The organism is Streptomyces sp. DSM 41931 (assembly GCF_050271085.1).
Taxonomy (GTDB): domain Bacteria; phylum Actinomycetota; class Actinomycetes; order Streptomycetales; family Streptomycetaceae; genus Streptomyces; species Streptomyces albogriseolus.
Genome location: NZ_CP189902.1, coordinates 634,538 through 647,258, shown reverse-complemented (window position 1 = coordinate 647,258; position 12,721 = coordinate 634,538). Strand labels below are relative to the sequence as shown.

The 12,721-nt window shown below is 72.8% G+C and carries 7 protein-coding genes; 3 read left to right on the top strand and 4 right to left on the bottom strand.

The window, feature by feature from the left end; translation table 11 throughout:
* The first annotated feature begins 138 nt into the window (after positions 1-138).
* The gene (locus ACP7TJ_RS03060) at positions 139-2,118 is read left to right on the top strand and encodes a heavy metal translocating P-type ATPase (RefSeq protein ID WP_427761985.1); all 1,980 of its coding nucleotides are present in this window, start codon (positions 139-141) and stop codon (positions 2,116-2,118) included.
* A gap of 54 nt (positions 2,119-2,172) precedes the next feature.
* On the opposite strand, the gene ACP7TJ_RS03055 is transcribed toward ACP7TJ_RS03060, so the two are convergent.
* Positions 2,173-2,820, bottom strand: a complete 648-nt coding sequence (locus ACP7TJ_RS03055) for a TetR/AcrR family transcriptional regulator (protein WP_093765509.1) — start codon at positions 2,818-2,820, stop codon at positions 2,173-2,175.
* Positions 2,821-2,931: 111 nt separating this feature from the next.
* Between ACP7TJ_RS03055 and ACP7TJ_RS03050 the strand changes: the two genes are divergently transcribed.
* Positions 2,932-4,512 carry a DHA2 family efflux MFS transporter permease subunit gene (locus ACP7TJ_RS03050; protein WP_387624710.1) on the top strand — a complete coding sequence of 527 codons (1,581 nt, stop codon included), beginning with the start codon at positions 2,932-2,934 and terminating at the stop codon, positions 4,510-4,512.
* Positions 4,509-5,945, top strand: coding sequence for an MFS transporter (locus ACP7TJ_RS03045; RefSeq protein ID WP_427761983.1), 1,437 nt, complete (start codon positions 4,509-4,511; stop codon positions 5,943-5,945). The genes ACP7TJ_RS03050 and ACP7TJ_RS03045 overlap by 4 nt, the downstream gene beginning before the upstream one ends.
* 167 nt (positions 5,946-6,112) lie before the next feature.
* Here ACP7TJ_RS03045 and ACP7TJ_RS03040 read toward each other — a convergent pair whose 3' ends face one another.
* The 3 genes from ACP7TJ_RS03040 to adhE form a co-directional block, all read right to left on the bottom strand.
* A complete protein-coding gene (locus ACP7TJ_RS03040; RefSeq protein WP_427761981.1) occupies positions 6,113-8,836 on the bottom strand; it encodes a cation-translocating P-type ATPase in 2,724 nt (907 codons plus the stop codon).
* A gap of 2 nt (positions 8,837-8,838) precedes the next feature.
* Positions 8,839-9,720 (bottom strand): universal stress protein, encoded by an 882-nt coding sequence (locus ACP7TJ_RS03035; protein WP_246532051.1) that lies wholly within the window; start codon positions 9,718-9,720, stop codon positions 8,839-8,841.
* A gap of 206 nt (positions 9,721-9,926) precedes the next feature.
* The gene (adhE, locus tag ACP7TJ_RS03030; protein WP_380877987.1) at positions 9,927-12,569 is read right to left on the bottom strand and encodes a bifunctional acetaldehyde-CoA/alcohol dehydrogenase; all 2,643 of its coding nucleotides are present in this window, start codon (positions 12,567-12,569) and stop codon (positions 9,927-9,929) included.
* Positions 12,570-12,721: the final 152 nt, after the last annotated feature.

Sequence of the window (12,721 nt, the reverse complement as noted above, 5' to 3'; positions counted from 1 at the left end):
CGGAGTACGACGAGTACAACCCATGAACACATGAATGGCTCTTCAAGTGGTCCTGTAGCGTGGAGCGAGCGGCGCCGGCGTTCCGGCCGACCGCTGTGCCGTCATGCCGTCATGCCGTCGTGAAGGAACAACGCTGCGATGACTTCCGCCCTCGCTCCCGCCCCGGCCGACCAGGCCCTTTCTCCGCGCGACGGCGCGGCGCCCCGGCGCCGTACCCGCGTCCTCGCCCTGCCCGAGGCGCGCTGGGCTGCCGCGGCCACCGTCTTCTTCCTGCTCGCGCTGCCGCTGCAGCTGGCCGGCGCCCCGGCCTGGGCGTGGGGTCCGCTGTACGCGGTGACGTACGCGGCCGGCGGCTGGGAGCCGGGGTGGGCGGGCCTGCGGGCGCTGCGGGAGAAGACCCTCGATGTCGACCTGCTGATGGTCGTCGCCGCTCTCGGGGCGGCGTCGATCGGACAGGTGATGGACGGCGCGCTGCTGATCGTCATCTTCGCCACGTCCGGTGCGCTGGAGGCCCTGGCCACGGCACGGACCGCCGACTCGGTGCGCGGCCTGCTCGACCTGGCACCGGCCACGGCCACCCGCGTCGACGCCGACGGCGGCGAGGCGTCCGTCGGCGTGGCGGAGCTGGCCGTCGGGGACACCGTCCTCGTACGGCCCGGAGAGCGCATCGGCGCCGACGGCCGTGTGCTCGACGGAGCGAGCGACGTCGACCAGGCGACCATCACCGGTGAGCCGCTGCCCGTGGCCAAGGAGCGGGGCGACGAGGTCTTCGCGGGCACCCTCAACGGCACCGGCGCCCTGCGGATCCGCGTCGAGCGCGACGCCTCCGACACGGTGATCGCCCGGATCGTGCGGATGGTGGAGGAGGCGTCCGAGACCAAGGCGCCGACCCAGTTGTTCATCGAGAAGGTCGAACAGCGCTACTCACTGGGCATGGTGGTGGCGACCCTCGCGGTGTTCCTCGTCCCGCTGTTCTTCGGCGCGAACCTCGCCGACGCGCTGTTGCGAGCGATGACCTTCATGATCGTGGCCTCGCCGTGCGCGGTCGTCCTGGCGACGATGCCGCCCCTGCTGTCGGCCATCGCGAACGCCGGACGGCACGGTGTGCTGGTCAAGTCGGCGGTGGTGATGGAGCGGCTGGGGCAGGTCGACGCGGTGGCGCTCGACAAGACCGGCACCCTGACCGAGGGCACGCCGCGGGTCACCGATGTCCGCCCGCTGGCCGGATCCGGTCTGGACGAGGGCGAGTTGCTGCGCCTCGCGGCTGCCGTGGAGCACCCGAGCGAGCATCCGCTGGCCCGTGCCGTCGTGGACGCGGCACGCGAACGCGGGCTCGCGCTGCCGGTGGCGGAGGACTTCGGCTCCACCCCCGGCGTCGGGGTGATCGCCACCGTCGACGGACGCGTGGTCGCCGTCGGGGCCCCTGGGCGGTTCCTCGGCGGAGCGTCGGACGTGGACGCCACCCGTGCGGCGGTGCTCGCCGGGGAGCTGGAGGACGGCGGGCGGACCGCCGTGCTGGTCACGGTGGACGGCACGCCGGCGGGTGTGCTCGGCATCGCGGACCGGCTGCGCCCCGACGCCACCGCCACCGTCACCTCGCTGACGTCCCTCACCGGGACCGCACCCGTACTGCTGACCGGTGACGCCCCGCGCGCTGCCGCCCGCCTGGCCGCCGAGGTCGGCATCGAGGACGTACGGGCCGGACTGCTGCCCCAGCACAAGGTGAGCGCGGTCCGGGAACTGGAGAACGCCGGCCGCAAGGTGATGGTGGTCGGCGACGGCGTCAACGACGCCCCGGCGCTGGCAGCCGCGCACACCGGCGTCGCGATGGGACGGGCGGGCTCCGACCTCGCTCTGGAGACCGCCGACGCCGTCGTCGTCCGCGACGAGCTCGCCACCGTCCCCGCCGTGATCGCCCTGTCCCGGCGCGCCCGCAGGCTTGTCGTGCAGAACCTGGTCATCGCCGGGGTCTTCATCACCGGCCTGGTGATCTGGGACCTGGCCGGCAGCCTGCCGTTGCCGCTCGGCGTCGCGGGACACGAGGGCTCCACCGTCATCGTCGGACTCAACGGACTGCGGCTGCTGCGCGAAGCGGCCTGGAGGCGGGCCGCCGAGTGAGCCGCCGCCGTCACCCTGGTCCGGACACCGGCCTGCCTCGACGCGGGTGTGCCGCTATGTGCTCTGTGTGCCGTAGTGGGCCAGGAACATGTCGACGCCGCCGGTGATGAGACGGTCGGTCAGATCCTCGTCGATCTGTGTGCCGTAGGAACTGAAGACCATGTGGGGAAAGACCAGAAGCCCGTAGAACTGGATGACCGCCACCTGGAGGTCGGGGATCACGAGCCGGCCCTGATCCGCGAGGGTGCGCAGGGCGCCTGCGACCGCGGGGTGGTGGCCTTCCGTGCCGCGGTGTCTCCAGGCCTCGCCCAGCTCGGGGAAGCGGTGGAGCTCGGCGGCGACGAGGTTGCGCAGGGCGGTGACCTCGTGGTTGGCGCGGACGGCGTGCACCCACGTGCGGGCCGCCTCGACGAGGGCGGCCCGCAGGTCCCCGGCGTCGGCCAGGCCCTCCAGCGCGGCGGACGACTCTCCGGCGAGCGGTTCGTCGAGTGCGCTCGTGATCACCGAGGTGAACAGCGCTTCCTTGCTGCCGAAGTGGTTGTAGACGGTCACCTTCGACACGCCTGCCTCGGCGGCGATGCTGTCCATGCCCACGCCGAAGCCCTCCCGCAGGAACAGCTCGCGGGCGGCCCGCAGGATGGCCTGCCGCTTGAGCTCCGCGCGGGGCCCGCTGGGGGGCCGTTTGACGCTGTCCACGCTCATGCCTCGACCCTAACACCCACTGAACTGAACTGTTGAGTTCAAATGAACTGAACGGTATGGTTCAGATAAGAGCGTCCGTCGAGCAAGGCCATGCGTGCGAAAGGGGACCCCATGCCCTCCGTGACTCACCCGGTGACCGCCCCGCCACGGACCGGCGACCCGCCGGCCCGGCGATGGCTCACCCTCGCCGTCGTGAGTGTGAGCATGCTGGTCGTCGGGCTCGACACCACCGTCCTGAACGTGGCCCTGCCGACCCTCGTCGGTGAACTCGGCGCCTCCACCAGCCAGTTGCAGTGGATCGTCGACAGCTATGCGTTGATGTCGGGCAGCCTGGTGCTGTTCTGCGGCAGCCTGGCGGACCGGCTCGGCCGCAAATGGATCTTCATGTCGGGGCTGGCGCTGTTCACGGCGGCGTCCGTGCTCGCCGCGTATGCCGGCTCCGTCACCACCCTCGTGCTCGCGCGTGGGGCCATGGGGGCCGGGGAGGCGTTGATCATGCCGGCCACGCTCGCCGTCATCGGGACGGTCTTCCCGCGCGGTGCCGAACGCACCAAGGCGATCGGCATCTGGTCGGCGGCCGTCGGCGTCGGGACGGTGATCGGGCCGATGGTCGGCGGGTGGCTGCTGAGCCACTACTGGTGGGGCTCGGTGTTCCTGATCAATCTCCCCCTCGGTGTCGCGGGCCTGATCGCCGCCGCGCTGCTGGTGCCCGACTCCCGCGCCCCCGGGAGCGGGCGGCTGGACCCGGCCGGGGCCCTGCTGTCCGTCGCGGCCGTGGGGAGTGTGCTGTGGGCGGTCATCGAAGGGCCCGACCGCGGCTGGACCAGCCCCGCGGTGCGGACCGCCTTCGCGGCGGGCGCCCTCCTGCTGACCGCCTTCGTCGTCTGGCAGCGCAGGTCCGCCTCTCCCATGCTGCCGCCCCGGATCTTCCGGCACCGTGCGCTCGCGGCCGGTGACCTGCTGGTCATGCTGGGAGCGTTCGCGCTGATCGGCACGCTGTTCGTGGCCGTACAGCACTTCCAGTTCGTGCTCGGGTACAGCGCCGGACAGACCGGAGTGCGGCTAGGCCCCGCCGCGCTCGCCCTGCTGGTCGCCGGCCCGCTGGCGGGCGTGCTCGCACCGCGCCTCGGCATGCGCGCGGTGTCGGCCGCAGGGCTCGCCCTGCTCTCTGCCTCCGCCGCGGTGCTCGCCACCACCGAGGCGACGGACGGCTACGGCCGGGCGCTTGTGGCGACGCTGCTGCTGGGAGCGGGCGCCGGGCTCGTCATCACAGCCACCAGCGACGCCATCGTCGGCTCGCTGCCGGAAACCGACCTCGGCGTCGGCTCGGCCACCAACAGCGCCGCCATCCAGCTCGGAGCGGCGACCGGAGTCGCGGTCATGGGCAGCCTGCTCTCCGACCGCTACCGCAGCGGACTCGAAGCCGGAGCCGTCCCTGCCCCTGTTCCCGAGGGGCTCCTCGACTCCGCCATGGACTCCCTGGGCACCGCGCTCGCCCTCGCCGAGCACCTGCCCGGCGACGCCGGGACCGTGTTCGCCGAAGCCGCCCGCCGCGCCTTCGTCGACGGCATGGGGCCGGCGATGGCCGCCGGAGCAGGCGTCACCGCGGCCGGCGTGCTCCTCGCCCTACTCCTCGCGCCGTCCCGAGGCGCGGACACGACCGGAACAACGCACCAGAAGGACTCGCCATGACCCACTCCGCAGCCGGTGCCGCGCACACGGCCGAACACGGCCACCACCCGCCCGCCGACCCACGCCGCTGGGCAGCCCTCGCACTGGTCTGCCTCGCCCAGTTCATGCTGATCCTCGACGTCACCGTCGTGAACGTCGCCCTGCCCGACATGGCGGCCGACCTCGGCCTCGGCCGGGAGACGCTGACCTGGGCGGTCACCGCCTACACCCTCTGCTTCGGCGGGCTGATGCTGCTCGGCGGCCGACTCGCCGACGCTCTCGGCGCCCGCCGGACCCTGCTCGCCGGACTCGCCCTCTTCACCGCCGCCTCACTGGTCACCGGTCTGGCTCAGAACGCCCCGGCACTGCTCGGCGGCAGGATCGGCCAGGGCGTCGGCGCGGCCTTGCTGTCCCCGGCCGCGCTGTCCATCGTCACCACGACCTTCCACGGCGCGGAACGCACCAAGGCCCTCGGTGTCTGGGCGGCGATCGGCGGGACCGGTTCGGCGGCCGGCGTGCTCCTCGGCGGAGCTCTGACCGACGGCCCCGGCTGGCCGTGGGTGTTCTTCGTCAACGTGCCGGTCGGACTGCTCCTGCTGGCCGCCCTGCCCGCCTTCGTGCCGGCCCGGGCCCCGCGGCCCGCGCGGCTCGACGTACCTGGTGCGCTGCTCGTCACCACGGGCACGGCCGCTCTGATCTACGGCCTGGTCGAGGCGGGGGAGGCCGGCTGGGCGGACGCCTCGACCCTGCTGCCGCTGGCCGGTGCGGCGGTCGCGTACGCGGCCTTCGCGGCGGTCGAACGAACCAGTCGCGCCCCTCTGATGGACCTGCGGATGTTCACTCGGCGGCCGGTGCTGGCGGGAGCGTTCCTGATGCTGATCGCGACGGGGCTGCTGATCGCGTACTTCTTCCTCGGATCCGTCTACCTCCAGCACATCCGCGGCCTCAGTGCGCTGAAGACCGGCGTGGTCTTCCTGCCCGTCGCCGTGGCCACCGGTACGGGCGCCCACCTCGCCTCCCGGCTCGTGGGCCGGGTCGGCAGCCGTCCGACGGCCGTCGCCGGCATGGCCCTCGCGGCCGTCGGCACCCTCCCGCTGACCCGGTTGTCCGAGACCGGCAGTGTGTACGGCGGGCTTCTGCCGGGCTTCGTCATCGCCTCCCTCGGCCTCGGCGCGGTCTTCGTCACCGCCACCACGACCGCCCTGGGCATGGTCGGGCCCCAGGAGGCAGGGCTCGCCTCCGGAGTCGTCAACACCTTCCACGAGGTGGGTGGCTCGGTCGGCGTCGCCGTCGTCTCGACCGTGGCAGCCTCCGGCTTCGAGCGCGGCTCGGTGGAAGGCTTCGGCGACGCGTTCACGGTGTGCGCCGTGGCGGCCGCTCTCGGCGCCGCCGTGTCCCTGGGGCTCGTCCCGTCAGGCACACCGAGGTCGACCGGTGGCCCGCACGTGCACTGAGCTGGTCGTGACCTGGAGCGGCGGAATCCGGACGGTCCTCGGTGCCGGCGGCCGTCCGGACCGGCGGACGAGACGACGTCACGCAGGGGCGCCGAGCGGCGGGCGCGTCGGCACGCGTGGCTCGTACTCGGCCGACTGGAGGTGCGGTGCCCGCGCCCGCCGTCCGTTCAGTTCCCGAGGCGGCTCGACCCGCCCGCGTCCCGTGTGGTGCCGCGCCGTGCGTGCACGGCGCGCCAGGCGTGTTCTGTCAGGAGCACGCTGGAGGCGGTGAGCAGGCAGACGGCCCACTGGGCGGCGCTGAGGGCGACGGTGTCGAAGACGTCCTGGGCGAACGGGGCCTGAACGGCGATGACCTGAAGGACGAGCACTGCCGCCAGGCAGATCCAGAGGGTGCGGTTGTGCAGCTGATGGCGCCCCAGCACCGGGCCGCCCTCGCTGCGGACGGCCAGGGCGTTGAAGAGCTGGAACAGCACGAACGTGGTGAACGCCATCGTCGTCGCTGTCGCGGTGTCGTCGGTGAGGGCACGGGCGGAGGCGAACACGGCCACGGTGCCGGCGGCCATGACCACGCCGGAGCGGGTGATGGCGATCAGGCGTCGGCCGTTGAGGATGCGCTCGCCGGGCGGACGGGGCGGACGCCGCATCACGTCGTCCCGTGGCGGGTCGATGCCGAGCGCCATGGCGGGCGGTCCGTCCATGATGATGTTGACCCACAGCAGCTGGATCGCCGACATGGGGGCGGGCAGTCCGGCCAGCACGGTGGCGAGCAGGGTGAGGATGGCGCCGATGTTGGTGGACAGCTGGAAGCGCACGAAGGTGACGATGTTGTCGTAGATGGAACGGCCCTCTCGGACCGCGCGCACGATGGTGGAGAAGTCGTCGTCCGTGAGCACCATGTCGGCGGCTTCCTTGGCGACGTCGGTGCCGGTGACGCCCATGGCGACGCCGATGTGCGCGGCGCGCAGGGCGGCCGCGTCGTTGACGCCGTCGCCGGTCATGGCCACGATGTGCCCGCGCCGGGAGAGGGCGCGGACGATGGAGACCTTGTGCTCGGGCGCGACGCGGGCGAAGACCCCGATGCCCTCGACGCGGTCCGCGAGGTCCTGCTCGCCCATCCGGGTCAGCTCGGCCCCGGTGACGACGTCGCCGGTGATGCCCAGCTCGCGGGCGATGGCGGTGGCGGTGTCGGCATGGTCCCCCGTGATCATCTTCACGGTGACGCCGGCGGCCTGGGCGAGGGCGACGGCGTCGCGCGCCTGGGGACGCGGTGGGTCGGTGATGCCCGCGACAGCGGTGAGCGTCAGTCCGGTCACCTGACCGGTGTCGGGCCGGTCGCTCACGGCGGTGGCGGCACCGAGGACGCGCAGGCCCTCTTCGCCCATCTGCCGTGCGACGTCGAAGACCTCGCGGCGGCGCTCCGCGGTGAGGGGGGCGGGACCCTGGTCGGTCATCAGGTGGGTGCACCGGTCCAGCAGGACGTCGACCGCGCCCTTGGCGTGCACGTGGACGGATCCGTGCGGGCCCGGGTGGAAGGTGGCCATGTACTTCGCGGCGGGGTCGAAGGGGATCTCCCCGACGCGCGGGGTCCGGGTGTGCAGGCCGGTGTCGAGGCCCGCCTTCGCGGCGAGGACGAGCAGGGCGGCCTCGGTGGGATCGCCGGTCATGCCCTCGGCGCCGGGCCGGGCGTCGTTGCACAGGGCGAAGGGCAGGACCGCGTCGCGCAGGTCGGGAACGGGCTGCCCTTCGGCCGCGCGGACGGTCCCGGCGGTGTCGTAGCCCTCACCCGTCACGTCGTACCGGCGTCCGGCGACCCACAGGGCCCGGGTGGTCATCTCGTTCATCGTCAGCGTGCCGGTCTTGTCGCTGCACACCACGGTCGCCGAGCCGAGCGCCTCCACGGACGCCAGACGCTTGACGATGGCGCCGCGGCGGGCCATGCGGTAGACGCCCAGGGCGAGGGTGAGCGCGAGGACCGCGGGCAGCCCTTCGGGGATGGCCGCGACCGCCAGCGCGACGGCCCGCAGCGCGAGGTCGGCGAGCGGTTCGCCGCGGACGAGCGACACGAGCACGTAGGCGCTCACGGCGGCCCCGCTGACGAGCGCGAGTCTCCTGCCGAGACTGTCCATCTGGATCTGCAGCGGACTGGGCGCGTCGCCCCCCGTGCGCAGTTCCTCGGCGATCGCGCCGACCGCGGTGTGCATGCCGGTGGCGGTGACGATCATCTCGGCACGGCCCCGGGTCAGCACCGTGTTCATGAAGAGCATGGCGGTGCGCTCGGCGACGGGCGCCTCGCCGTCGCCTTCCCCGACGGCGGGCGCCGTCGTTTTCGCGACCGGGTGCGACTCGCCGGTCAGCGCGGCCTCGGCGGCCTCGACGGACACCGCGACCGTCAGCCGCCCGTCGGCCGGTACGCGGTCGCCGGCTTCCAGCAGGACGATGTCGCCCGGTACGAGGGCGCCGGCCGGGATGTTCAGCACCCGGCCGTCGCGGCGCACCCGGGCGACGGCGACGAGCATGCGGCGCAGCGCTTCCAGGCTGCGCTCGGCGCGGCGTTCCTGCGCGTAGCCGATGACGGCGTTGACGAACAGCACGACGGTGATGACGACCGCGTCCTTGATCTCGCCGATGACGCCGGCGACGACCGCCGCGGCGAGCAGGATGCCGATCAGCCAGCTGCGGAACTGGTCCAGCAGGCGCAGCCACTGCGGCCTGCGGGCCGGTTCGGCCAGCTCGTTGGCTCCGTGGTCGGCGGCCCGCCGCTCGGCCTCGGCCGTGGTCAGGCCCGTGGCCGGAGCGACGCCCAGCAGGTCGGCCACGTCGGTGGCCTCCCGCGCGTAGGCGTCCTCGCAGTGAAGCGAGGGCGGGGCGGGGACCGCGGTCCGCTCGGACACGGTCACTCCTTGCCGCGGACGACGGTGACGGGGCAGTGGGCGTGGTGCAGCAGCGCCTGGCTGACCGATCCCAGGAGCAGGCCGGTGAAGCCGCCGCCGCCCCGGGCGCCGGCCACCACCAGCCCGGCCTCCTTGCTGGCGTCGATCAGCGCGTTGCGGATCCGGGACCGCACCAGGCGGCGCTCGACGGTGACCTGCGGATAGGCCTCCTGCCAGGGGGCCACGGTCCGGTCGAGGACCCGCTGTTCGGCCTCTTGCAGCTGGTCGGCGTTCGCCACCATCGAGGCCAGCGGATCGAGGGACCCCTCGTAGGCGCCTTCGCTCCAGGTGTTCCACACATGCAGCGCCACGAGCGGGGCGCCGCGCAGCGCGGCCTCGGCGAACGCGAATTCCACCGCCCGCTCCCCGGCCGGGGAACCGTCCACGGCGAGCAGCACCGGCCCGTCCGGGTCCGGACGGCCGCGTACCACCATCAGCGGGCCGTGGCCGTGCGCGGCCAGATGCACCGCCGTCGAGCCGAGCAGCAGCCCGGAGAAGCCCGTCAGGCCGCGACTGCCGACCACGGTCAGCGCCGCCGACCGTGACTCGATCTCCAGGACCTCGATCGCGTCACCGGTCACCACCGAGCGAGTGATCTCGACTCCCGGCGCGACCGCGTGCGCCCGCTCCTCCGCCTGGGCCAGTTGTCCGTGCACCAGCGGCTCCAGGCCGTGGTCGGCCGGACTCCACGGCGCCGCGCCGGACGGCAGGTGGGCGGACGGGCGGCCGATGGCGTGGACGATGCGCAGCGAGGTGCCGCGCAGGCGGGCCTCGCGGGCCGCGACATCGACCGCGGTGAGGCTCGACGCCGAACCGTCCACTCCGACGATCACCGGATCACTCACTGTGCTCTCCCTCATAGGCAGGCCGCGGACGCGGCCTTACGGTTCCACTCTCCAGCAGGACGATCACCCCGGCCAGGGACCGACAGGGCCGGGACCCGGGCCACTCGGCCCTGACCCGGCCCGCCGACCGGCCGGGAGACGGTGCCCCTCCGGACGGGCGACGCCGGGGCACCCGCACGGGGGTTCCCCGCCGACGAGCACCGTGTTCAGCCGCGGTAGGCGGCGCGCATGATGTCCTGCATGTCGTCCAGCATCGGCATGCGCGGGTTGGCCGGTGCGCACTGGTCCTCGTAGGCGTTGAGGGCTTGCTGCGGCAGGGCGTCCAGGAAGGTCCGCTCGTCGATTCCCAGAGCCGCGAACGTCGGCTCGATGCCGACGGCGTCGCGCAGGCGTTCGACGGCGGCGGCGAGGGACTCCACGCCCTCGGCCGGGGTGGCGGCGGGCAGTCCCAGGGCGCGGGCGATGTCCTGGAAGCGTTCGGGGGCGCGGTAGTTCTCGTACTTGGGCCAGCCCGTGAGCTTCGTGGGCACGGTGCCGTTGTAGCGGATGACGTGGGGAAGCAGGACCGCGTTGGTGCGGCCGTGCGCGATGTGGAAGGTGGCGCCGAGGGTGTGGGACATGGCGTGGACGATGCCGAGGAAGGCGTTGCCGAAGGCCATGCCGGCGATGGTGCCGGCGTTGTGCATCTTCTCCCGGGCCTCCGCCGCGTCCCCACGGTCGTTCACGGCCGCCTCGAGATGGCCGAAGACCAGGCGGACGGCGTGCAGGGCGAGACCGTCGGTGAAGTCGTTGGCGTAGACGGACACGTACGCCTCGATGGCGTGGGTGAGGGCGTCGAAGCCGCTGTCGGCGGCCAGCGCCGGGGGAAGGGCGGTGGTGAGGAGCGGGTCCACGATGGCCACGCTGGGGGTGAGCGCGTAGTCGGCCAGCGGGTACTTCTTGCCGGTGGCGGGGTCGGAGATCACGGCGAAGGGGGTGACCTCGGCGCCGGTACCGGAGGTGGTGGGCACGCACACCAGGCGGGCCAGCTCGCCCAGGGCCGGGAAGCGGAAGGCGCGCTTGCGGATGTCGGAGAACTTCTGCCGCATGTCGGCGAAGTCGACGTCGGGCTGCTCGTACAGCAGCCACATCACCTTGGCCGCGTCCATGGGTGAGCCGCCGCCCAGCGCGATGATCGTGTCGGGGCGGAATTCCCGCATGAGGGCGGCGCCGCGCTGCACGGAGTCGATGCTGGGTTCCGGTTCGACGCTGTCGATGATCTGCACGGTCACGGGCTCACGCCGCCGCTGCAGCACCCGCGTGATCCGGTCGACGAAGCCCAGGCGGGTCATGGTCGCGTCGGTGACGACGGTGACGCGGTGGACGTCCGGCATGGAGGTCAGATAGCGGATGGCCTGCGGCTCGAAGTAGATCTTCGGCGGGACCTTGAACCACTGCAGGTTGTTGCGGCGCGTACCGACCCGCTTGACGTTGAGAAGCTGGGCGGCGGAGACGTTGTTGGACACCGATGTGCTCCCCCAGGAGCCGCAGCCGAGGGTCAGCGACGGCAGCAGGCCGTTGTAGATGCCGCCGATCGCCCCTTGGGAGGACGGGGCGTTGACGATGACGCGCACGGTCTTCATGCGGGTGCCGTACGCCTCGGCCAGGGCGCGGTCCTCGGTGTGGATGACGGCGCTGTGGCCCTGGCCGTGGAAGGCGACCATGTCGGCGGCCAGGCCGAATCCCTGCTGTTCGTCCGCGGCCCGGAGCACGGCCAGCACGGGGCAGAGCTTCTCCCGGGTCAGCGGCTCGTCCGGGCCGACCCGTCCGGCCTCGACGAGGATGACCGACGTGTCCTCCGGCACGGAGAATCCGGCCCGCTCGGCGATCCAGGCGGGGCTCTGGCCGACGGCGGCGGCGTTGACCTTGGGTTCGCAGCCGGCGCCCGAGCCTCCGGAGGAGGGGAACAGGAAGGACTCCAGCTTCGCCTTCTCCTCGGCGGTCGCCAGATGGGCGTGCAGGGTCCGGAACTCCGCCAGCGCCGCGTCGTAGATCTCGTCGTCCAGGATGACGGCCTGCTCGGAGGCGCAGATCATGCCGTTGTCGAACGACTTCGACAGCACCAGGTCGTTGACGGCACGGCGCAGCTTCGCGCTCTTGTGGACATAGGCCGGGACGTTGCCGGCGCCCACGCCGAGGGCGGGCTTGCCGGCCGAGTAGGCGGCCTTGACCATGGCGTTGCCGCCGGTGGCGAGGATCAGCGAGACGCCCGGGTGGCGCATCAGCGTGCCGGTGGCCTCGACCGACGGCTGCTCGATCCACTGCACGCAGTTCTCCGGCGCGCCCGCGGCGACGGCCGCGTCGCGCACGATGCGGGCGGCTTCGGCACTGCACCGCTGGGCGGAGGGGTGGAAGGCGAAGACGACCGGGTTGCGGGTCTTCAGGGCCATCAGCGCCTTGAAGATCGTGGTGGAGGTCGGGTTGGTGACGGGGGTGATCGCGCACACGACGCCCACCGGTTCGGCGATCTCGACCATGTCCTCGATGTCGTCGCGGGCGATGACGCCGACGGTCTTCATGGGGCCCATGCTGTGCGTGACGTGCTCGCAGGCGAACATGTTCTTGGCCGCCTTGTCCTCGAACACCCCCCGCCCGGTCTCCTCGACCGCCAGAAGGGCCAGTGCGGTGTGCTGGTCCAGGGCGGCGACCGACGCCTTCTTCACGATGTGGTCGACCTGCTCCTGGCTGAGACCCTCGTAATCGGCGAGTGCCTTGAGGCCGGCCGTGACCAGACGGTCCACGGCGACCGCGGTGTCCGAGGGCGCGTCGGCCTCGACGCGGTCTCTGGTCCGCACGTCCTGTCGGGTCATGGTGGTCCGCCTCCGTCGTCAGGGGCCGCCGTGGTGTACGGCGGCGCTCTCTGCCTTCACTGTCCTCCGGGCCCGCCCTCCGCAGGGGCCGCCGAAGGACCCCTCCCGCGTCCGTCCGGCCCGACCCCGCAGGGACCGTCGGCCCCGGCCGG